We start from the raw sequence: 21,714 nt of genomic DNA on the forward strand, positions 1-21,714 counted from the left end.
TGGGCGCATTTGATTCCGGGTGGCGAATGAGTTGTCACTTGACAACCCATTCGCCACTCGCTAAATTGGAGGGCATTAGATGGTTCGAGGAACGCATTCTAAGAAAGAGGTCGAGGCCGCGTTGGCGTATGCCGAGAAAAATGGCTGGCGTGTTCAGGGCGGTGGCAAAGGTCACGCTTGGGGAAAAATGTACTGTCCTGACAAAGACGCGGAATGTCGGTGCGGCGAGTTCTGCATATCGAGCGTCTGGAGCACGCCGAAGAATCCCGGCAATCACGCCAGACATCTGCGGCGCATCGTCGACAACTGCACGGCGCGGCGGTAGCGAATCTGTTCTTTGGGCGAAAGCCTTGGGACTGAATGAAGGCAGGAGTAACTTATGGAATATGTGTTCACATTGAAGTACCGGCTCGCGGCTGAAGACTGCGATCTTGACGCGATCGTCGAGCGTCTGGGCGAAGCCGGGTGCGACGACGCCACGGTTGGTATCGGGCAACCGGGCCGTATCGCGCTGTTTTTTACTCGCGAAGGCGCGTCCGCATTCGAGGCGCTGGTCAGCGCTCTCCAGGACGTAAAACGGGTGGTGCCATCCGCGCGTCTTGTCGAGGCCGGCCCCGATTTCGTCGGCCTGACTGACGTCGCCGAAGTCGCCGGCGTGTCGCGGCAAAACATGCGCAAGCTGATGCTGAGCCACGCACTCGACTTTCCGCCGCCGGTCCACGAGGGCAGTGCGTCGGTATGGCATCTGTCGGACGTCCTTGACTGGCTCGCTGCGCGCGGCGGCTATGAAATCAAGGCAGACGTGTTCGACATTGCAAGAGCGGTCAAGCAGATCAACCTCGCGAAAGAGGCACGCGAGCTCGAGCCGCGGCTTGGCCGTCAACTGGAATGTCTTGTCGCATAGAAGCAGTACGGCATGCAGCGTGCGAAGCCGCGCACGCGTGTGTGATCGGCAAGCCTGTTTGCCTTACGGAGCGCCTTCGGCAGGCGTTTGCGCAAAGCGTTAAAATCGCCCACCGCGTTCGAATGTCAGCAACTTTTGGCGTCGGTACCTTCGTCCGTAAAAATTTACGAACGACCGTTCACAAATTTACGTTTTGCGCTAAACTGGCACGCAAGCCCTGATTCCACATGAAGGTCCTCGATTTACAGTGTCCGCATGGCCATCGCTTCGAAGGCTGGTTCGCTTCGGCTGATGACTTCGAATCGCAGCGGTCCCGCAAGCTCGTCGAATGTCCGATCTGCGGCGCGAACGAGGTGAGCCGTTTGCCGTCGGCCCCGCGCCTGAACCTGTCGGGTGCGACCGAAACGAAAGCCCCAGCGGGCGCAGGGGAAATGCAGGCGCGTGTGATGCGCGCCTTGCGCGAGGTACTGGAAAAGACCGAGAACGTGGGCGACCGCTTCGCCGAGGAAGCAAGGCGCATTCACTACAACGAAGCGCCCGCACGCAATATTCGCGGTGTCACGACGCCGGAAGACGCGAAAGCCTTGGTCGAAGAAGGCATCGAAGTGATGCCGCTGCCAATCCCGGCTGCCTTGAAGGAACCGCTGCAATAGCGCAGTGGCTCACTGGCGGCGGGTGGTAGCGGCCAGGAGGCACGACACATGGATCTGGACTATTCCCCCGCTGATAACGCGTTCCGCGCAGACATCCGCGCCTGGCTCGAAGCGAATCTGCCACGCGAGCTGAGCGACAAGGTACTCAATCACAAGCGTCTTGCCCGCGAAGACTACGCAGGCTGGCATAAACTGCTCGGCACGCGTGGCTGGTCGGTAATCGCGTGGCCGAAAGAATATGGCGGCCCGGGCTGGGACGCGACCCAGCGGCACATCTGGGACGAAGAGTGCGCGCGCATCGGCGCGCCATCCGTGCTGCCCTTCGGTGTTTCCATGGTGGCCCCCGTGCTGATGAAGTATGGCAACGAGGCGCAGAAGCGCTACTACTTGCCGCGCATTCTCGACGGTACGGACTGGTGGTGCCAGGGCTATTCCGAGCCGGGCTCGGGTTCGGATCTCGCCTCGCTGCGCACACGCGCCGAGCGCGTCGGCGACCATTACGTGGTCAACGGTCAGAAAACCTGGACCACGCTCGGCCAATACGCCGACATGATGTTCTGCCTGGTGCGCACGGACAGCGGCGCCAAAAAACAGGAGGGCATCTCGTTCCTGCTGATCGACATGAAAACACCGGGCATCACCGTGCGGCCGATCATTACGCTCGACGAAGACCACGAAGTCAACGAAGTCTTTTTCGAAGACGTGAAGGTACCGGTCGAGAATCTGGTTGGCGAAGAGAATCGCGGTTGGACTTACGCGAAATATCTGCTGGGCCACGAGCGCACCGGCATCGCGCGGGTCGGTCAGTCGAAGCGCGAGCTCGTTTTTCTGAAACGCCTTGCGCTGAATCAGAAAAAGAACGGCAAGCCGCTGCTGCAAGACCCGGTGTTCGCCGCGAAAGTCGCGAGCCTCGAGATCGAGTTGATGGCGCTCGAAGTCACCGTGCAACGCGTCGTCGCCAACGAGACAGGCGGACGCGGACCGGGGCCGGAAGCGTCGATGCTGAAGATCAAGGGCACGGAAGTCCAGCAAGCCTTGACCGAACTGATGTTCGAAGCAGTCGGGCCGCTTGCCGCACCGTTCGACATACCGTTCCTCGAAGGCGAACGCGAACACAGCCTGGCCGGCGACGACGATGCCGCGCCTCTTGCCGCGTACTACTTCAACTTCCGCAAGACGTCGATCTACGGCGGCTCGAACGAAATTCAAAAGAACATCATCGCGCAGATGATTCTCGGACTCTGAGGAGCGGCGCATGGACTTCACTTTCAACGACGAACAGCAGCAATTCGCCGACGCGCTGCGTCGCTATCTGGACAAGAGCTACGGGTTCGAAGCGCGTCAGGCGATTGTGCGATCGGAAGCCGGCGTGTCTGACGCGCATTGGGCCGCGTTTGCCGAACTGGGCCTGACAGCGTTGCCGGTGCCGGAAGCGCAAGGCGGTTTCAACGGCGGCCCGATCGATATGCTGGTGGTCATGCAGGAACTGGGTCGCGCGCTGGTCGTCGAGCCTTATTGGGCGACTGCGGTCGGCATCGAGGCATTGCGCCTCGCGGGTGGGGACCAGGGCGAAGACGCGTCGCTGCTTGAGCGCGCAGCTCAGGGCGAGATCAAACTGGCGGTGGCATTTCACGAACCGCATTCGCGCTACGACCTGTTCGCGGTCGAGACAAGCGCAAGCGGGCAGGGCGAGCAACTGACACTGACAGGCACTAAGTCGGTGGTGCAGCACGGCGCGCAAGCGGATCACTGGATCGTCCCGGCCCGGCTGAACGGCGAGATCGCACTCTTCGTCGTGACGCGCAATGCGGCAGGCGTCAAGATTACGGACTACCGCACGATCGACGGCCAGCGTGCCGCCACACTCGAATTCAACAATACGCCCGCGCGCCGCCTTGCCGGCAAACACGCCGGTGCGGCCGCGCTCGAACACATCGCAGATTACGGCACGGTGCTGTTGTGCGCCGAGGCGATCGGCGCGCTCGACGCCTTGAACCTCGCCACTGTCGACTACACCAAGACGCGTCAGCAGTTCGGCCAGCCGATCGCGCGGTTTCAGGCCTTGCAGCATCGCATGGTCGAGATGTTGATTCACGCCGAGCAGGCGCGCTCGGTCACGTATCTGGCCGCGATGCGCTACACGAGCATGGATGCAGACGAACGTCGCCGCGCGGTTTCCGCCGCGAAGGCACGGGTCGGTCAGGCCGCGCGTTTCGTTGGCCAGCAGGCGGTTCAGTTGCATGGCGGCATGGGCGTCACGAACGAAGTGGCCGCGGCGCATCTGTTCAAACGGCTTGCTATCATCGAAACCACATTGGGCGATGTCGATCACCATCTCGCGCGGTTCGCCGCGCTACCTGGCTTCGTGACCGCCGAAGCCTGATCAGACATTCGAATCGGATACAAGGAGGTGCGACGATGGGTTTGAGTTACGAGGACTTGATAGTCGGCACAAGCATTGAAATCGGCAAGCACACGTTCACGCGCGAAGAGATCGTCGAGTTTGCACAGAAGTTCGATCCGCAGCCGTTTCATCTGGATGAAGCCGCAGCCGCCGAGTCGCCGTTCCGCGGGTTGGTCGCGAGTGGCTGGCATACCTGTTCGGTCATGATGGGCATGCTGGTGCGCAACGCGTTCGCCGGTTCCACGTCGATGGGCTCACCCGGTATCGACGATATCCGCTGGTTGAAGCCGGTGCGTGTCGGTGACACGATCACCATGACGAACGCCGTGCTCGACAAGCGCATCTCGGAGAGCAAGCCGGATCGCGGCATCGTGTCGACGCAGTGGGAAGGCATCAATCAGCATGGCGAAACGGTGATCACGGTGCGCTCGAAGGGACTATTCGGGCTGCGCAATCCAGGCGCCGCATCATGACGGGCAGCGCGGCGCCCGCCGCAACCTTCGGCAGCGCTGCGGCTTTGGGCGCGTTGGTGGGCGCCGAGCCGCTCGTGAGCGAATGGCTGACGGTGGATCAGGTGAGCGTCGATCGTTTCGCTGAAGCGACCGGTGACCATCAATGGATTCACGTCGACCCGGAGCGGGCGCGGCGCGAGTCGCCGTTCGGCGCTCCCGTGGCGCACGGTTTCCTGACGCTATCGTTGATTCCGGCGCTACTCGGTAAGACGGTGGCGCTCGAGCAGCGCATGGGCGTCAATTACGGATTGAACCGCGTGAGGTTTACGTCGCCGGTGCCGGTCGGTTCACAGTTGCGCGCGAAATTCGCGGTCGAGTCCGTTACCGAAGTTGATAACAACGGCGTGCAAGTGGTGTGGAACGTGACGCTGGAGCGCCAGGGCAGTGAGCGGCAGGTGTGTGTCGCGGAGTTCATCACGCGGCATTATTTCTAGCCGCGGCGTAGGGAGAAAAACGCGCGAGCGGCATTCATGCCTGCTCGCGCCTTTCTCCAGAAGCAGTTTCAGATTCAGCCGTAGCTGCGAATTCAATGTTTCGCGTATTGCGTCGCGCCGAACAACACTTCCTTCGCCTTGTCGTCCATGAGCGGTTGACGCGCGGACGCCAGCACTTCCACACCGCGCACTACCGCCGGACGTGCGGCGATCTCTTCATGCCAGCGCTTCACATTCGGAAACGCGTCGAGTTCCAGACCCTGGTTTTGCCACGACCGTGTCCATGGAAAAGCGGCGATGTCCGCGATCGTATAGTCGTTACCCGCGAGATACTGCGTCTTGGCTAGTTGTGTGTCCATCACGCCATACAGGCGCTTCGTCTCGTTCGTGTAACGGTTGACCGCGTATTCAATCTGCTCCGGCGCGTAGTTGCGGAAGTGGTGCGTTTGGCCGAGCATCGGCCCCAGACCGCCCATCTGGAACATCAGCCATTGCAGCGTCGAGTAACGCGCGGCCGGATCGGTGGGTAGAAACTTGCCGGTCTTCTCGGCGAGATAAATCAGAATCGCGCCGGATTCGAACAGGGCGAACGGCTGGCCGGCGGCGCCCTTGGGGCCTTCGGAATCGACGATTGCCGGAATCTTGTTGTTCGGGCTGATGGCGAGAAACTCGGGTTTGAACTGGTCGCCCGCACCGATATTCACACCGTGAACGTTGTACGCGAGCCCCGTCTCCTCGAGCATGATGTGGATCTTGTGGCCGTTCGGGGTTGCCCAGCTATAGACGTCGATCATCATAGTTCCTTTGTCTCGTGAAAACGGCGCCTCGAAGGGCGCCGCTGTTGACGAAAATTAGAGCATAGATCGCGCGATGCTGCTTGCGGCGCTGCAAGTCAACCGCGACCTCGCGGCGCCGTGCTGAACTTCTGGGCTGGGCTCGACTCAGCATCAAACCCGCGTGATCGGCCTCTCCACACGAGCCGCCGCGCCCGCATCCATATAACGCGCGAGTTCGAGCTTGGCGATCGCGTTGCGGTGCACTTCGTCGGGACCGTCGGCGAAACGCAGCGTTCGCGCCGACGCGTAGGCATACGCGAGCGGAAAGTCGTCGCTGACACCGCCGCCGCCGTGCGCCTGAATCGCCCAGTCGATCACCTGACACGCCATGTTCGGCGCGACGACCTTGATCATCGCGATCTCGCCGCGCGCGCCCTTGTTGCCGACGGTGTCCATCATGTAAGCCGTTTTCAGCGTGAGAAGACGCGCCTGCTCGATCATGCAGCGTGCTTCGGCGATACGTTCCTGCGTGACGCCTTGCGCGGCGACTGGCTTGCCGAACGCGACACGTTGCAGCGAACGTTTCGACATGAGTTCGAGCGCGCGTTCAGCAAGACCGATCAGACGCATGCAGTGATGGATGCGTCCCGGCCCGAGTCGGCCCTGCGCGATCTCGAAGCCGCGGCCTTCGCCGAGCAGCATGTTGCCGGCCGGCACGCGCACATTTTCGAGCGTGATTTCCATGTGCCCATGCGGCGCGTCGTCGTAGCCGAACACAGTGAGCGGCCGATGCACGGTGATGCCGGTGGCGTCGGCGGGAATGAGGATCATCGACTGCTGCTGGTGACGCGGTGCCTCCGGATCGGTCTTGCCCATGACGATATAGATCTTGCAGCGCGGATCACCCGCGCCGGACGACCACCACTTGTGGCCGTTGACCACGTAATAATCGCCGTCGCGCACGATGCTGGTCTGGATATTGGTCGCGTCCGACGACGCCACTTCAGGCTCCGTCATCAGAAACGCCGAACGGATCTGACCTTGCAGCAGCGGTTCGAGCCACGCACGCTTGTTGTCGTCGCTGCCATAGCGCTCGATCGTTTCCATGTTGCCGGTGTCGGGCGCGTTGCAGTTGAATACTTCAGGCGCCCAAGGCACGCGGCCCATGATCTCGCACAACGGCGCATATTCGAGATTCGTCAGGCCGGCGCCGCGCACGGAGTCGGGCAGGAACAGGTTCCACAAGCCGGCGTCGCGCGCTTTCTGTTTGAGTTGTTCGATCAGTTCGGTCGGCAGCCACGCGTTGCCGCTTTGGCGATTGCGTGCGATCTCCGCATAGAACGCCTGCTCGTTCGGATAGATGTGCTCGTCGAAGAAGGCGAGCAGTTTCTCGCGCAACGCCTGAACCTTCGGGGTGTAATCGAAATTCATGTAAGACCTCGCGGATGACGGGTAACAGACGACGTTTGTTCGGAGCGCAGCAGAACGCAGGACCGGACGCGCAAGCGGACGCGCAATTCAGCACGCGATGCCAGTCAGCGCACTTTCTGCGCGTAGCGCCAGGCGAGTTCGGCCATCGGCTTGGCGCGGCGGCCGGCATCGAGCGCCTGAGCGCTGGCTGCTGTGCCGTCGACGACGCGTTTCATGATCCCCTGAAGGATCGCAGCGATACGAAACATGTTGTACGCCAGGTAGAAATTCCAGTCGCCGTGAATCTCGAAGCCGGTGCGTTGGCAGTAACGCGAGACGTACTGTTGCTCGTCGGGAATGCCAAGCGCCGCCCAATCGAGTCCCGCGATGCCACGGAATTGCGCCGGGTCGACGTGCCACGCCATGCAGTGATATGCGAAGTCGGCGAGCGGATCGCCGAGCGTCGATAACTCCCAGTCGAGCACAGCAAGCACGCGTGGTTCCTCGGGGTGAAAGATCAGATTGTCGAGCCGATAGTCGCCATGCACGACCGATGCACGCTCACCCGTTTCCGCCGGCATATGCTGCGGCAACCATTCGATCAGACGCTGCATCGCATCGATCGGTTCGGTCTCGGATGCGATGTACTGCTTGCTCCACCGACCGATCTGACGCGCGAAGTAATTGCCCGGCTTGCCGTAGTCGGCGAGACCCACAGCCGCGACGTCGACGCTGTGCAGCGCCGCGATCACGCGGTTCATTTCGTCGTAGATGGCGGCGCGTTCGGCTGGCGTCATGCCGGGCAACGATTGATCCCACAGCACGCGGCCCTCGACGAACTCCATGACATAGAACGCGCGGCCGATCACGCTTTCGTCCTCGCACAAGGCGAGCATTTTCGCGACCGGCACGTCGGTGTCGGCGAGCGCGTGCATCACGCGGTATTCACGTTCGACGGCGTGCGCCGACGGCAGTAGTTTCGCCGCTGGCCCAGGCTTGGCGCGCATCACATAGGAGCGCGACGGCGTGAGCAGCTTGAACGTCGGATTGGACTGGCCGCCGGCGAATTGTTCCAACGTGAGCGGTCCGGAAAATCCGTCGACATGCTGCGTCAGCCAGACGGCAAGCGCGTCGGCGTCGAAGCGTTGCCGCTCGCTGACGGGGCGCGTGCCTTCGAAATCCGAATAATCCGGTCGATGTTCTGGTTCGCCGGTCTGTGTGGCTTGCACCATCTGTCTCCTCCAGTTCGGGGTTCAGCTACGCTTGTATTGGGTGAATTGTGCGTAGAGCATTTCCATCATGGTGTTGCGGACGTCGCGATGCAGCGGCGACGGTGGTGAATAGTTGATCGTGCGCAGGACCCAGTCGCGCGGCGCGGCGCCCACGTCGAGCGCGTTGATGCAGCCGGTGGCTTGCGCCAGATGGCCGAAGAACGTGCGGCCGCCGGCCGTGAGCGCATGCGACAGGATCGCCCGGTTCACGCCACCGTGCAGAACGAGCAGCACGGTGTCCCACGACGTGTCCGCGCGCAGCGCCGCGACCGCGGGCAAGACGCGATCGAAGAGCGCGCCGATGGTCTCGCCGTCGAGAAACCGCGTGCTTTCCGGCACGATGCCGTCGAACACGCCGAGAAACGCGGCCTCGATGTCCTGCAGCGGAATATTGCTGAGCTTGCCGCCGCGAATCTCTTCCCAGGCGGGCTCGATTTCAAGTTCGATCTGCTGGCCGGTCTCGGCCAACACACGCCGCGCGGTTTCGATGGTGCGCGGCAAACCACTAACGATCACCCGGTCGAAACGGACCTGCTGTTCGGCGAACACGCGGCCTGCCGCGCTGGCCTGCTCGCGGCCGTTAGCGTTCAGCGGCACGGTTTCGGGATCGATCGCGCGGCCGGATTCGTCGAAGTAGGTGACGTCGCCGTGACGCATCAGAAAGATGCGACGGCGCTTGGGCAGTTGATAGTCAGGCATCGTCCCTTCGTTCACTCGTTGTTCACTTATAGACCGGCGCGCGTTTTTCGAGGAATGCGGAAATCCCTTCCAGCCCGTCGCGATGATGCAGCGAGGCGACAAAGCTGTCGCGCTCCGCCACGAGATGATCGGCGAGCGACTGCGTGCCGGCCGCGCCGATCAACCCCTTGATGCGGGCGACCGAGTTCGGCGAAATCTTGCCGAGTTCGTCGGCCCAGGCGACTGCGGCGTCGCGCACGGCGCCGGTCTTCGCCAGCTTGTTGACGACACCGAGCTCATGCAGACGCGTGGCGCCGATCGGTTTGCCTTCGATCAACACTTCGGTGGCCAATTGACGCGGCAGGGCTTGAGCGAGAAACCACGACCCGCCGCCGTCGGGCGTCAGGCCGACGCGTGCGTACGACATGACGAATTTGGCTTCGTCCGCGGCCACGATCAGGTCGCACGCGAGCGCGAGCGAGAATCCCGCGCCGGCGGCCGCGCCATCCACTGCGGCGATCACCGGCTTCGACGAAAGACGCACCGCCGAGATCCATTCGCCGAGCAGATCGATGCTCTCGGCTTGCACGGACGGATCTTTCGCGCGATTTTCCAGCAGGCGGTTCAGATTGCCGCCCGCGCAGAAGAAGTTGTCGGCGCCGGTAATCACGACGGCGCGAATGGACGGATCGCGCTCCACCGAGTCGAGCGCCTCGATGCCGGCGGCGTACATGTCCGGATGCAGCGCGTTGCGTGCGCCGGGGTTCGAGAGCGTGAGGACCATTGTCGATTCGCTTTCGGTGGGGCGCGAGGTGAGCAGTTCGGCGCTCATTGTTGTGTCTCCTGAGTCTTCGTTTCGATGTCAGCTGCGTCGGGTTGGGTCAACGACATGCCAAGTTGCGCTCGCCGCGCAAGCCAGGGCGAAGGACGATAGCGCGGATCGCCAAGCACACTGAACATGTTGCGCAGGATCGTGAGAATGGTTGTCGAGCCGAGCGCGTCGCCGAGACCTAGCGGGCCGCGCGGGTAGCCGAGGCCGAGCGTCACGGCGAGATCGATGTCCTCGGGTGTGGCGATCTGTTTTTGCGCGATGTCGCAGCCGATGTTGACGATGGTCGCCACCACGCGTTGCGCGACGAAGCCGGTCGAGTCGCGGATCATGGTGACGGGCACGCCGTCGGCGGCAAAGAGCGCATGCGCCGTGTCACGCGCGTTGCGCGTGGTGGCGGGCGTTGTCATCAGCGTGCGGCGTTGCGCGCCGACGAGCGGGAAGAGCGCATCGATTGCGACGACGCGAGTTGCGTCCAGCGCTTCATCGACTGCGGCCGTGGTCGCGTCGTGGCCGAACGGTGTAACGACGATCAGCGAGTTCGCTGCGGGCGAGGCGCCGTCGTCGAGCTTCACGCCGGCTTTCTCGATCAGTTGCACGACCGCGTCATGGGCTTGCGGATAACGCTTGCTGACCCACACGCTGACCGGCAACTCGGTAGGCGCGGGCGCTTCGGCGGGCACTTGCTGCTTGCCGTCTTCGTAGCGATAAAAGCCTTCGCCCGTCTTGCGGCCGATCAGTCCGCCCGCGAGCCGCGTGCCGGTAATGGGCGACGGCGTGAAGCGCGGCTCTTCATAGAACTGGTGATAGATCGATTCCATCACCGGATGCGAGACGTCCAGCGCCGTCAGATCGAGCAACTCGAACGGGCCGAGGCGAAAGCCCGCTTGCTCGCGCATGATGCGGTCGATGTCGGCGAAGCTCGCCACGCCTTCACCGGCCACGCGCAAGCCTTCGGTATTCATGCCGCGGCCCGCGTGATTCACGATGAAGCCGGGCATATCTTTCGCGCGCACCGGCGTGTGACCCATGCGGCGCGCGAGATTCATCAGCGCGTCGCCTGCTGCGGGGTCGCTGCGCAGACCGTCGATCACTTCGACGACCTTCATCAGCGGCACGGGATTGAAGAAGTGATAGCCGACCACGCGCGACGGGTCACTGCAGCCGGCGGCAATCGCGGTGATGGACAGCGACGACGTATTGGACGCCAGCACGCAACGGCCACTGACGACGGTCTCGAGTTCGCGGAACAGCGCCTGTTTCACGTCGAGTTTCTCGACGATCGCCTCGACGACCAGATCGCAACCGGCCAACTCGCCGATGCTCTGCGCACCGCTCACATTCGCGAGTGCCGCAAGCGAACGGGCCTGGTCGAGCTTGCCTTTGGCGGTCAATTTGGCGAAAGTCTCGGCGAGGTAGTCGCGCGCGGCGCCGATCGCAGCAGGGTTGGTGTCGTACAGGCGCACGGTGAGACCGGCCAGTGCGGCAATCTGCGCGATACCACGGCCCATTGCTCCGGTTCCGACAATGCCGATAGTGTCGATGCTGAAATTGCGAGAGGTCATTGGAATGCTCGACTCCATGGTTATTTTAGAATAGCACGATCGTGCAATTTACTGGATGATGACTGTCCGAAGACCGCTGTCGTGACATTGATGGGCGGTCGCATACAACATGAAGCAAGGAGACACCCCATGATCAAGCTGTGCGGTTTCGCGCTCTCTAACTATTACAACAAAGTGAAGTTCGTGCTGCTCGAACACGGCATTCCGTTCGAGGAAGTGTCCGTGAAGCCGAGTCAGGACGAGGCCATGCTCGAGCATTCGCCGCTCGGCAAAGTGCCTTATCTTCAAACTGAAGACGGCGATCTGAGCGAATCGCAATGCATCGTCGAGTATCTGGCGGCGCGTTTTCCCGACAAGGCGATTTTCTCCGCCGACCCATGGGAAGCGGCCAAAGAGCGCGAACTGATCATGTTCGTCGACGTGCATCTCGAACTGACCGTGCGCAATCTCTACAAGGAAGCCTTCTTTGGTGGCACCGTGACCGAGGCGACCAAAGGGCGTGTCGAGAAACTGCTCAGGCATCACATTGCCGGCTTCAAACGGATCGCGAAGTTCGGGCCGTATCTGAGGGGCGAGCGCTTCAGCGTCGCGGATACGGCCGGCTATGTGAGCTTGCCGCTGGTGGGCATGGCGACGCAGACCATCTACGGCAGCGATTTTCTGCTCGACGCCGGGATCGACTGGAAGAGCTATCAGAAAGCGATCAACGTGAGGCCGGCCGCGCAGCGTGTGACCGACGACCGCAAGGCGTATATCGCGGCGTCGCGCCCGGCTTGACGGGCGCTGCCCGCAAGCAGGCGAACCGGAGCGTGCCGCGCACGCCCGGGCCGCTGCGCGCAATGGCGAGGAACGTTGGTTCGTTCGCTGCATCGCGCGGGGCATGCTAGAGGCGCGCCAGCCGCTCGAGCGCGGTGGCCAGTGTGCTTTCCTGCTTGGCAAAGCAGAAGCGCACCACGCCCGATTCATGGGCCTCGTGATAGAAGGCCGAAACCGGGATGGCCGCGACGCCGATCTCGCCGGTCAGCCATTGCGCGAATTCGGCTTCGGGCAAATCGCTGATCGCCGAATAGTCGACGCACTGAAAGTACGTGCCCGTGCACGGCAGCAGCTTGAAGCGTGAGTTCGCGAGGCCGGCGCGGAAGAAGTCGCGCTTCTTCTGATAGAACGCCGGCAGGTCGAGATATGGAGCGGGATCTTTCATGTAGTCGGCGAGGCCGATCTGCATCGGTGTGTTCACCGTGAACACATTGAATTGATGCACCTTGCGGAACTCTGCGGTGAGCGCGGCGGGCGCTGCTACATAGCCGACCTTCCAGCCCGTTACGTGATACGTCTTGCCGAAGCTCGACACCACGAAACTGCGTTGCGCCAGTTCCGGATAGCGCGCCACGCTCTCGTGCGGCGCGCCGTCGTAGACCATGTGTTCATACACTTCGTCGGACAGGATCAGCACGTTGGTGCCGCGCACGATCTCTTCGAGCTTGCGCATGTCTTGCGCGCGCCACACCGTGCCGGTCGGATTGTGCGGCGTGTTGATCAGCAGCAGCCGCGTTTTCGGCGTGATCGCGGCAGCGAGTTTGTCGAACGGGATCGCGTAGTCGGGCGCGTCGAGCGTGACGAACACCGGCTTGCCGCCGGCCAGTTCGATGGACGGCAAGTAGCTGTCGTAGGTCGGCTCGACCACGATCACCTCGTCGCCCGGGTGGACTGTGCAGAGAATCGCGGTCAGCAACGCTTGCGTTGCGCCCGCTGTAACGGTGATTTCGGTGGTGGCGTTGTAGCGGCGGCCGTACAGTTTCTCGATCTTGTCCGAGATCGCCTGACGCAGCGGCGCGACGCCGCCCATCGGCGGGTACTGGTTGTGGCCGTCGCGCATGGCGTTCGCGACCGCGTCGACGATGCGCGGATCGCAGTTGAAATCGGGAAAGCCCTGACCCAGGTTCACCGCGCCTTTTTCGGCGGCGAGCGCGCTCATCACGGTGAAAATCGTCGTGCCGACGTCCGGCAGGCGAGACGGAAACGTGGGACTCGAAGGCGTGTCGTGCGGTGCATTCATGGCGCTGTCCGGAGCGTGGGCAAAAGGGTTAGACAAAGGCGTCGTTTGAAACGGGCGAAGCCTGATTGTAGGGAATCGCGGCGCCGTGTGCGCACCGCGGAGTTCACGTTAGCCGTCTGGCCAAGGCCATGTGGCTCGAGGGTCATGCGCTTAAAGGCTCGCCGGCGGCGCTCAGGGACATGCCGATAGCGGCAACGAACGGCGCCGGCTGGGCGATCTGAAAGCCGAAGTCACGCGCGATCCGCCTGGCCAGCTTCAACACAGCGCGATCTTTCGAGACCAGCCAGTCGGCCCGCGCGGCGTGCGCGAGCTCGAGAAACTTCTGGTCGTCGCGGTCTTTGCATTTCGGCAAGGGCCTGGCGTCTTCCGCGTGCGCCTCGGGTTCGATCAACTGCGCGAGCCGTGAAACGACCGCCAGCGCCACGGCCTTGTCCACATTCCGATGCACGAATTGCGGGTAGTCGAGCACGTAGGTCAGTTCGGCGAGGCAGCGCGAGTCGATCAGCGCGGTCAGCGCGCCGCTTTCGAGCGCGGCCGCGATAGGCCGCGTGTGCGGGTCGTCGAACACGAGAATGTCGATCCACACATTGGAATCGAGGACGACGCGCAAAGCGTCGGGTGAGGCATGGGAACCGGGCATTCGTTACAATCTGGCTTTCGTCTTTGACCGCCAGGCACGGCGTGCCTGCAAGCCTCTATGATAATCGTTCTGTCGCCGGCGAAATCGCTCGACTACGAAACCCCGCCTCACGTCAAAAAGCACACGATCCCCGATTTTGTCGACGACGCGGCCGAATTGATCGGCGGATTGCGCCGTTTGTCGCCGCAGCAGATCGCTTCCCTGATGGACATTTCGGATCAGCTCGCGCACCTCAATTTCCAGCGTTACGCAGAGTGGTCGCCCAAGTTCGGCATGCACAACGCCAAGCAGGCGGTGCTGGCGTTCAACGGCGACGTGTACGAGGGCTTCAATGCGAAGACGCTGTCGTCGGCGGATCTGGACTATGCGCAAAATCACGTGCGCGTGTTGTCCGGCCTGTACGGTTTGCTGCGTCCGCTCGATCTGCTGCAACCGTACCGGCTCGAAATGGGTACGCGTTTCGCTAACCCGCGCGGCAAGGATCTGTACGCGTTCTGGGGCGAGCGGATCACGCAGGCGTTGAATGCGCAATTGAAGAAGAACACGGTGGCGTCGCGCGTGCTGGTGAACTGCGCATCGGGCGAATACTTCAGATCGGTCAAGCCGAAGCTGCTCGAAGCGCCGATCATCACGCCCGTTTTCGAAGACTGGAAGGGCGGCCGCTACAAGATCATCAGTTTCCACGCAAAGCGCGCGCGTGGCCTGATGGCGCGCTATGCCGTGGAGAACCGCCTCGACAGACCTGAGCAACTGAAGGACTTCGACATCGACGGCTATGCGTTCGACTCCGACGCCTCGAACGATTCCACTTACGTATTCCGCCGCCGCGTCGCTGAATAAGCGTCGCCGCGGGGACAAGCAGGGAAGAAAATCATGACGTTATCGATTACAAGCAACTTCGACGCGGGCGCGATCGAAGTGCTCTCCTGCGAAGACGCAGGCAATATCCGTCTGCGCGTGCGGCCGGACAGCCATGCCGAGTTCGCGCAATGGTTTTATTTCCGCTTGTCGGGCGCCGCTGGCGAACGCTGCGTGATGACTTTCGAGAATGCGGCGGCGTGCGCCTTTGCCGAAGGCTGGCGCGACTATCAGGCAGTGGCGAGCTACGACCGCGTGAACTGGTTTCGCGTGCCTACCTCGTACGACGGCCGCGTGCTGACGATCGATCACACGCCGGATTTCGACCGTATTTACTACGCGTACTTCGAACCGTACAGCGAAGAGCGTCACTCGGAGTTTCTCGGCGCGGTGCAGCAGATGCCGCAGGCCACGCTCACCGAGTTGGGCACGAGCGTGGAAGGCCGGCCCATGTCGCTGCTCACGCTCGGCACGCCGCAAACCGGCGATACGCCCAAGAAGAAGATCTGGCTGATCGCGCGCCAACATCCAGGCGAGACGATGGCCGAATGGTTTATCGAGGGTCTGGTGAAGCGGCTCGCGGGTTGGGGCGATTGGGCGGGCGATCCGGTGGCACGCAAGCTCTACGATCACGCAGTCTTTTACATCGTGCCGAACATGAATCCGGACGGCAGTGTGCACGGCAATCTGCGCACGAATGCGGCCGGCGCGAATCTGAATCGGGAGTGGATGGAGCCGGATGCCGCGCGCAGCCCCGAGGTGCTGGCGGTGCGCGACGCAATTCATGCCACCGGTTGCGATCTGTTCTTCGATATCCACGGCGACGAGGCGCTGCCCTATGTGTTCGTGGCCGGCTCCGAAATGCTGCCCGGTTTTACCGAACGGCAAGGGCAGGAGCAGAAAGCGTTCATTGAAGCATTCAAGCAGGCGAGCCCGGATTTCCAGGACAAGTATGGCTACGCTGCGAGCAAGTATCGCGAGGACGCACTGAAGCTGGCGTCGAAGTATATCGGCAACGAATTCGGCTGCCTGTCGCTGACTTTGGAGATGCCGTTCAAAGACAACGCCAATCTGCCCGACGAACGAGTGGGCTGGAACGGCGAGCGCAGCGCGGCGCTCGGCGCTGCGATGCTGCAGGCGATCTTGCGGCACGTGGAAACATTTGCCTGAACGTCGCTGCACATAAAAAAACGAGGCACACACTTCACAGTGTGTGCCTCGTTTTCATTGGGACGCGTGGTTGATCTGCCGCGCTGGCGGGTGGCTGCCGCAAGCGTGAGCTGCTATTGAGTTTTCTTCTTCGCCGGCGTCTTTTTCGCAGTTGCTTTGTTCGAGCTTGTTCGCGACGATTTGCCCGAGCTCGGTTTGGAAGACTTGGTGGTGGCTTTCTTCGTTGTCTTGCCGCTCGCTGAATGCTTGCCCTTGGCGCTCTTATGCTTGCCCGACGATACACGCGACCCCGAAGGTTCCGAACTGCGCGCACGGGCCGGCGGCACCGGATCGTTCCAGCTGAACGCCAGCATCTGCGCGCCGACATAGCCGCAGCGGAACTTGAGATCGGCAGGATCGCCGCCGCCGCTCTGGCGGATGCCGAGCCCTTCGACGGTGACAATATTGTCTACCTTGACGCGCTGCTTGCCCTCGTCGAACGAATCGTTCCACGGCGTGACCGACGCATGCGCGCTGTCGAACGAACTAGGTGGAAATTCGACATGGTCGAAGGCGGTCGACGTGCTGGCGACAAAGTTGCCATGAGCCGCGCAGTCCGCAACGAGCGGGTCCGCGTGCAGGTCATTGACAAATTTGTTGACGAGATCGTTGTGCTGTTCGAGTTGATCGGCGAATGCGGGCGCAGAGCATATGAGCGAGAGACTCGCCGCACATGTTGCCAACCGGCCGACCATCCGCAGCAATCGGCGCGGTACGTTGGTGCGATCCATCTAGGTAGTTAGACGCTAATCAGACATGAGGCACGTAAGATGCCCGGCAAGAGGGTGGAGTTCAATCCTGACACAAATATTTTGTCCTGTTGGTAGTGTGTGGGCACAGGCGGCTCGACGTGGCCGAGTCGCTGATCGTCGTTAGTGCGCGCGGTTAGTACGCGTTCAGTGCCCGCGTGAGTGTCAGGTGCGTGGTCCGCCCAGTCGGTATCTCCGCACATCATAAGTGGTGACCCATGCAGGGCGGTAGACCGCGATCAACGCTGTTGACATGCCGGTGAACCAGGATTCCCCGGTGGCAAGCAGGAACACGCTGAACGCGTAGCCGGCGGGCACCACGGTCATCGAACCGTCGGCGAGCGCGATATGAATGCCGAGGGCGGCGGCCGCCGTAAGCGACACGGCGATGGCAGGCGAGACAAAGCCCTGACCGAGGATGAACATGAACAGATTGCGCGGCAGCCACGCGATGCTGATGCGCTGGAGCAAAGTGGAAATGCCGACCGGCAGTGCGCCGTACACGAGGAACGTGAGTGCGATGCCCTGCCATGGCGCATCGAAGACGACGGCGGCAAGACCCGTGACCACCGCCATGGCAATCAGCGCCAACGCCCAGTCGAATAACGTGACAACTAACGTGGCGCCAAGCAGATGCATGACCGTGCCGTCGTCGAGCCACGCATTACTTGCCCACAGCACCGACACTGCGACGATGATCGCAAGCCAGACATGCTGCAGTGTGCCGTCCTGAAGTCGTTTGAAAGGATTTTTCCACAGCGCGAGCGCGACCACTATCGCAGTGGCGGCCCAGCCACCGACAGCGACCCAGAACGGAAGCGGTGTGTAGAGGAAACCCATGAGTCTCATATTACTCGTTGGACGAGAAAAGGTGTGAGCGGATTCCATGCCAGCAGGCGCAAACGCTGCCGGAAAGTGCCCGCCCGGATTCTGTTGCGCGCGCCGGCATGCGTTCATGCAGGACCTTGTGCAAGCGGGTCGGATGCGGGCCCGGTGGACGGTGTGTCGCCATACGGTGCGCCGGGTTCTGCCGCCATGGGCAACAATGCGGCAGTGTCGTTAGTCGGCAACGGATACTGAAAGCGCCGCCGCGCGCGACGCCGCAACGGCACTACGCCGGGCTGACCCATGATTGGGCGCACCGGGCCGTCGCCGCCATTGCGCAGCACTTGCAAATGGTTGGACAGCCAGCCGTTATAGAGCGCGACCGCGGCCGCGCGATTCGGCGCGCCGAGTTGCTGGAATATGCTGGTCAGATGGATCTTGACGGTGCCTTCGCTGATGCCGAGCGTGCGCGCGATCATCTTGTTGGTACTGCCCATATGGACGCAGCGCATGATCTGCTGCTGACGGGGCGACAGTACGTTGGCCAGTCTGGCGCGGCGCGGCGGCGGGCTCTTTTCGTCGAACGGCCGGATAGTGATGTCCGGTGGCAGCGGAGGATCGAGCGCCAGCGCGCCAGGCGGTACGTAGTGCCCGCCCAGCAGCACCATTTCGAACGCGCGCACGATCAAGCAGGGATCGGTGTCGCGCGGCACGACGCCGAGCACGCCTTCGTCCATGAGATCTCGCACGGCGGCCGGCGAGATCTGGTCGGAGAGCACGGCGATGCGCAGGTCAGGGTAATGGCTGAGCAGATGGCGAATATCCGCGATCGACATCCAGTCCTGCCAGTCGACCAGCAGCAGATCGGGCCGCTGACGCTTGAGCGTGCGTTCGACCTGACGCCAGTCTTGTGCTTCGTTGAAACGCGCCAGACGGTCGATTTGCCGCAGCAGTGCCTTGAGCCCGTCACGTCGTTCCGCGTCTGAGTTGAGTATCGAGAATCGCATGCATGTCTCCAGATGAGTCGGGCGAAGTGGCGCGATGCGTGCGCACGGCGCGTGAGAGCCGGATGCGTTTGCGATGCGTCGCCATGCCTATGATGACAAATTCCCTTCAGTTTGACGGCCTGTCCAAAAGGCATAAGAGGAATGACGTAAAACCGAACGGGCACAAAAAAACCCCGCGCGCGGCGAGGCTTTTTTATGTCGACTCCGACGCACAAAATGCGCCGGCGAGGATGATCAATGGAAGTGCGGCTGCGCGGGCTCCGCGTCCTCCGGCATTTCGGCGTGGACGATTTCGCCGAGCGGATCGGCATACAGCGGTACGCCGCAGTCGTCGCAATATTCCGGCTCGAAGCGGCCTGCATGGCGGCGCACTTCGGTCACGCCGGTTTCCTTGAGCAACGCGACGATTTCTTCGAGCGGATCGTCCGACGCGGCGGTTTCCTGCGGTTCTTCGTCGATGCCGGGTTCGCCATTTTCACGGCCGTACAGCGGCCACACGACGCCGTAGATCACGTCATTGCTGCCGCGGCGCGTGAAGCCGACGCGGTATTCGTCGATGCGGCGCTCGCCGAAGCCTGCGACAACGGCGCGCAACTCCTGCGGCGCCGCGCCGATCGTGTCGAACAGATAGCGCACGGCGGTGCGCACCGTGTGAGGACGCACGCGTTCGTCGGCGTCGCGGCAGGCCGAGTAATAGGCGTCCGGCAGCAGGCACTCGAATTCGCAGCCCGGCAACACCAGCGACAGATTGGCGCCGCCTTGCGTAGCCCATTGTTCCAGGCATTGCCCGCGTTCGATCCGGTTGCCGTGTTCTTCTTCCTGCCAGCGGAATGTGGGTTCGCCGACCGGCGCCGCGACCATGGCCAGCAGGAAGCGCGGGTCAGCCAGGATCGGCGAGGTTTCCGGCAACTCGCCGAAATTCAGTTTGACGTTTCCGCCAGCCATGGCCGCCTGCGCGAGTTGCTGGGCGATGCGCCAGGTTTCGACATGATGGCGTGGCAGTTGATCGATGCTGTACAGGAACGGCGCCATGGCGACCCGCGTGTTGGCCGCGAGCACATGCGCCTGCAGATGCGCGCGCAGGGCGTCGGCGGCGTCGGCCTTGAGCGGGCCGGACGGGATCATGTAGCGCGTCCAAGCGAGCACGGGCGCGGCGATCAGCAGCGCCTCGTAAGGCACGCCTTCATGTTCGACGATGAACGATTCACTATGGGTTTCCGCCATATCGGCGAGCGCGCCGTAGGCATCGGGATGATTTTGCTGCAGATGATCAAGCGCGGCGTCCAGCGTAGTCTGGTTGGCGTTGCGGACGATCTTGGCCAGCAGCGCGTCGAGTTTCGCTTCCCAGAAGCGGTCCTCGGTGCGGCTGCCCGACGCGAAAAGCGCGAGCGAGAGACCGACAAGCTTGTCGGCATCGGGGGGGAGACGTTTGGCGATTCGCGAGCGCATAAATCCGGAAATTGGGGTGCACAGAACCTTATATTCTAGTCTTTTCTATGCCGCCATATTGTTTAGCCGGCAATGCCGGAAGAATTAGGACGTTTCTACAGGGAAAATCAGCACTATTGAGCGGACCCGTCGGGCCTTTGCTAGGCGACCTGGCCTGATGATATAAGACGCCCCGGGCGCACGCCTCGCTTCTATACTGACCCTTTCAGAGAGCGCTCTACAAACTTACGTCCGCTCGACACGGGAGTTTGGCGTAACAGGAGATTCATCGTGAAATCGGACCAACTGATCGAACGTCTTGCCGCGGTGTTCGCGCTAATTATTCTGGTGGGCGGCTCGCTGCTAGTGCTGGCGCCTTTCACGACCGCGCTGCTGTGGGGCGCGATTCTTAGCTATAGCTCGTGGGGCTTGTACCGGCGGCTGACCGCGGCCTTGGGCGGCCGTCGCAAAGGGGCCGCCACGTTGATCGTGTTGATCATTCTGATTGTGGTGCTTGGACCGTTCGTCTACGCGGGCTTTGCCTTTGGGGCGCACGTACACGAGATCGTCGCGCTGGTGCAGCGGCTCTTCGAGGCCGGCTTGCCGGATTTGCCGCCGTGGGTTGCTCGAATTCCGCTGGTGGGTTCTAGCATCGAGGCATTCTGGGAGCGGCTCACAAGTAGCAATTCGGAACTGATCGCGCAATTGCGTACGCTCGCGGCGCCCGCCGGCAAGTGGATTCTGGCGGCCGCGATTGCTGTTACGCATGGTCTCGGGTTGCTGGCGTTGAGCATCGTGCTGGCTTTCTTCTTTTATACAGGGGGAGAGGGCGCGGCTGCCTGGCTGAATGCGGGCATGCGGCGTATTGCCGGCGAGCGTGCCGATTATCTGCTGGCACTGGCTGGCAGCACGGTTAAAGGCGTCGTCTACGGAATTCTCGGCACGGCGCTCGTGCAAGGTATCCTGGCCGGTTTCGGATGCTGGATCGCTGGGGTTCCGGCGCCGGCGCTCCTCGGGTTGGCGACATTCTTCCTGTCGGTGATTCCGGGCGGTCCTGTTGTCGTCTGGTTGCCCGCGGCAATCTGGCTGTACCACGGAGGCGCGACGGGATGGGCGATCTTCCTGGTGGTGTGGGGCGTGTTGGCCGTCGGCATGTCCGACAATGTCATCAAGCCAATCCTGATTGGCAAGAATAGCGACATGCCTCTTATCCTGGTGATGCTCGGTATCCTGGGTGGTGCATTCGCTTTTGGCTTCCTCGGTGTTTTCATCGGCCCGACTTTGCTGGCGGTCGCATATACCGTGCTCCACGATTGGACGATAGGCGCGCCAGCTGCGCGCGCCACGACACCCGACGTGAAGGCGCTTGTTGTCGATGAGCCGGGCCCTGTAAAAAAGGTGCCTTGAATAAATTCCAGATAACGCTTGCAAGGCGGTGTGCGGCTCGCTAGAATCTCGCTCTTTCGTGCTTCGGACACCGAGGCGCGGGAGGCGGGAGAGCCAGCG

The 21,714-nt window shown here is 62.2% G+C and carries 23 protein-coding genes; 11 read left to right on the forward strand and 12 right to left on the reverse strand.

Going from position 1 to position 21,714, the window contains the following annotated elements; translation table 11 throughout:
• The first annotated feature begins 79 nt into the window (after positions 1 to 79).
• The 7 genes from PQR54_RS32730 to PQR54_RS32760 all read left to right on the forward strand — a co-directional run bounded on the left by PQR54_RS32730 (position 80) and on the right by PQR54_RS32760 (position 4,907).
• On the forward strand, positions 80 to 325 hold the full coding sequence (locus PQR54_RS32730; protein ID WP_106306779.1) for a hypothetical protein: 246 nt from the start codon (positions 80 to 82) through the stop codon (positions 323 to 325).
• A gap of 54 nt (positions 326 to 379) precedes the next feature.
• Entirely contained in the window at positions 380 to 904 is a 525-nt protein-coding gene (locus PQR54_RS32735) for a helix-turn-helix transcriptional regulator (RefSeq protein ID WP_408252980.1), read from the forward strand.
• 227 nt (positions 905 to 1,131) lie between these two features.
• Positions 1,132 to 1,557, forward strand: a complete 426-nt coding sequence (locus tag PQR54_RS32740; RefSeq protein WP_408252982.1) for a DUF1178 family protein — start codon at positions 1,132 to 1,134, stop codon at positions 1,555 to 1,557.
• A 48-nt stretch (positions 1,558 to 1,605) separates the two neighbouring features.
• Positions 1,606 to 2,802, forward strand: a complete 1,197-nt coding sequence (locus tag PQR54_RS32745) for an acyl-CoA dehydrogenase family protein (protein ID WP_408252984.1) — start codon at positions 1,606 to 1,608, stop codon at positions 2,800 to 2,802.
• Positions 2,803 to 2,812: 10 nt separating this feature from the next.
• Positions 2,813 to 3,940 (forward strand): acyl-CoA dehydrogenase family protein, encoded by a 1,128-nt coding sequence (locus PQR54_RS32750; protein ID WP_408252986.1) that lies wholly within the window; start codon positions 2,813 to 2,815, stop codon positions 3,938 to 3,940.
• Positions 3,941 to 3,975: 35 nt separating this feature from the next.
• Positions 3,976 to 4,434: a MaoC family dehydratase gene (locus PQR54_RS32755; RefSeq protein WP_408252988.1), complete on the forward strand. Its 459-nt coding sequence runs from the start codon at positions 3,976 to 3,978 to the stop codon at positions 4,432 to 4,434.
• The gene (locus tag PQR54_RS32760) at positions 4,431 to 4,907 is read left to right on the forward strand and encodes a MaoC family dehydratase (protein ID WP_408252990.1); all 477 of its coding nucleotides are present in this window, start codon (positions 4,431 to 4,433) and stop codon (positions 4,905 to 4,907) included. Before PQR54_RS32755 ends, PQR54_RS32760 begins: the two co-directional genes overlap by 4 nt.
• 92 nt (positions 4,908 to 4,999) lie before the next feature.
• Here the strand turns inward: PQR54_RS32760 and PQR54_RS32765 are convergent, their stop codons facing one another.
• The 6 genes from PQR54_RS32765 to PQR54_RS32790 all read right to left on the reverse strand — a co-directional run bounded on the left by PQR54_RS32765 (position 5,000) and on the right by PQR54_RS32790 (position 11,436).
• Entirely contained in the window at positions 5,000 to 5,701 is a 702-nt protein-coding gene (locus PQR54_RS32765; RefSeq protein ID WP_408253024.1) for a glutathione binding-like protein, read from the reverse strand.
• A gap of 153 nt (positions 5,702 to 5,854) precedes the next feature.
• A complete protein-coding gene (locus PQR54_RS32770; RefSeq protein ID WP_408252992.1) occupies positions 5,855 to 7,114 on the reverse strand; it encodes an acyl-CoA dehydrogenase family protein in 1,260 nt (419 codons plus the stop codon).
• A gap of 104 nt (positions 7,115 to 7,218) precedes the next feature.
• Entirely contained in the window at positions 7,219 to 8,325 is a 1,107-nt protein-coding gene (locus PQR54_RS32775) for a phosphotransferase (protein ID WP_408252994.1), read from the reverse strand.
• 21 nt (positions 8,326 to 8,346) lie between these two features.
• Complete coding sequence (locus PQR54_RS32780) at positions 8,347 to 9,063, reverse strand: histidine phosphatase family protein (protein WP_408252996.1); 717 nt, start codon at positions 9,061 to 9,063, stop codon at positions 8,347 to 8,349.
• A gap of 22 nt (positions 9,064 to 9,085) precedes the next feature.
• Positions 9,086 to 9,874, reverse strand: coding sequence for an oxepin-CoA hydrolase, alternative type (locus tag PQR54_RS32785; RefSeq protein WP_408252998.1), 789 nt, complete (start codon positions 9,872 to 9,874; stop codon positions 9,086 to 9,088).
• Positions 9,871 to 11,436, reverse strand: coding sequence for a 3-hydroxyacyl-CoA dehydrogenase (locus PQR54_RS32790; protein ID WP_408253000.1), 1,566 nt, complete (start codon positions 11,434 to 11,436; stop codon positions 9,871 to 9,873). Before PQR54_RS32790 ends, PQR54_RS32785 begins: the two co-directional genes overlap by 4 nt.
• Positions 11,437 to 11,565: 129 nt before the next feature.
• On the opposite strand from PQR54_RS32790, the gene PQR54_RS32795 reads away from it, so the two are divergent.
• The gene (locus tag PQR54_RS32795; protein ID WP_408253002.1) at positions 11,566 to 12,213 is read left to right on the forward strand and encodes a glutathione S-transferase family protein; all 648 of its coding nucleotides are present in this window, start codon (positions 11,566 to 11,568) and stop codon (positions 12,211 to 12,213) included.
• Positions 12,214 to 12,319: 106 nt separating this feature from the next.
• Here PQR54_RS32795 and PQR54_RS32800 read toward each other — a convergent pair whose 3' ends face one another.
• Together PQR54_RS32800 and PQR54_RS32805 are read right to left on the reverse strand one after the other, a co-directional pair.
• A complete protein-coding gene (locus PQR54_RS32800) occupies positions 12,320 to 13,492 on the reverse strand; it encodes a pyridoxal phosphate-dependent aminotransferase (protein WP_408253004.1) in 1,173 nt (390 codons plus the stop codon).
• A 142-nt stretch (positions 13,493 to 13,634) separates the two neighbouring features.
• On the reverse strand, positions 13,635 to 14,132 hold the full coding sequence (locus tag PQR54_RS32805; RefSeq protein WP_408253006.1) for a putative toxin-antitoxin system toxin component, PIN family: 498 nt from the start codon (positions 14,130 to 14,132) through the stop codon (positions 13,635 to 13,637).
• Positions 14,133 to 14,189: 57 nt separating this feature from the next.
• Between PQR54_RS32805 and yaaA the strand changes: the two genes are divergently transcribed.
• Both yaaA and PQR54_RS32815 read left to right on the forward strand, forming a co-directional pair.
• Entirely contained in the window at positions 14,190 to 14,972 is a 783-nt protein-coding gene (gene yaaA, locus PQR54_RS32810; protein ID WP_408253008.1) for a peroxide stress protein YaaA, read from the forward strand.
• A 33-nt stretch (positions 14,973 to 15,005) separates the two neighbouring features.
• On the forward strand, positions 15,006 to 16,160 hold the full coding sequence (locus PQR54_RS32815) for a M14 family metallopeptidase (protein ID WP_408253010.1): 1,155 nt from the start codon (positions 15,006 to 15,008) through the stop codon (positions 16,158 to 16,160).
• 113 nt (positions 16,161 to 16,273) lie between these two features.
• Here the strand turns inward: PQR54_RS32815 and PQR54_RS32820 are convergent, their stop codons facing one another.
• From PQR54_RS32820 to PQR54_RS32835, 4 genes are all read right to left on the reverse strand, one after another.
• Positions 16,274 to 16,930, reverse strand: coding sequence for a BspC domain-containing protein (locus tag PQR54_RS32820; protein ID WP_408253012.1), 657 nt, complete (start codon positions 16,928 to 16,930; stop codon positions 16,274 to 16,276).
• 183 nt (positions 16,931 to 17,113) lie between these two features.
• Entirely contained in the window at positions 17,114 to 17,788 is a 675-nt protein-coding gene (locus tag PQR54_RS32825) for an energy-coupling factor ABC transporter permease (protein WP_408253026.1), read from the reverse strand.
• Between the two features lie 113 nt (positions 17,789 to 17,901).
• A complete protein-coding gene (locus PQR54_RS32830) occupies positions 17,902 to 18,780 on the reverse strand; it encodes a response regulator transcription factor (protein WP_408253014.1) in 879 nt (292 codons plus the stop codon).
• A gap of 234 nt (positions 18,781 to 19,014) precedes the next feature.
• The gene (locus PQR54_RS32835; RefSeq protein WP_408253016.1) at positions 19,015 to 20,229 is read right to left on the reverse strand and encodes a DUF2863 family protein; all 1,215 of its coding nucleotides are present in this window, start codon (positions 20,227 to 20,229) and stop codon (positions 19,015 to 19,017) included.
• A gap of 270 nt (positions 20,230 to 20,499) precedes the next feature.
• Here PQR54_RS32835 and PQR54_RS32840 point away from each other — a divergent pair, with 270 nt between their 5' ends.
• Positions 20,500 to 21,615, forward strand: a complete 1,116-nt coding sequence (locus PQR54_RS32840) for an AI-2E family transporter (protein ID WP_408253018.1) — start codon at positions 20,500 to 20,502, stop codon at positions 21,613 to 21,615.
• Positions 21,616 to 21,714: the final 99 nt, after the last annotated feature.

It is taken from the genome of Paraburkholderia phytofirmans, from assembly GCF_046028095.1.
GTDB lineage: Bacteria > Pseudomonadota > Gammaproteobacteria > Burkholderiales > Burkholderiaceae > Paraburkholderia > Paraburkholderia phytofirmans_A.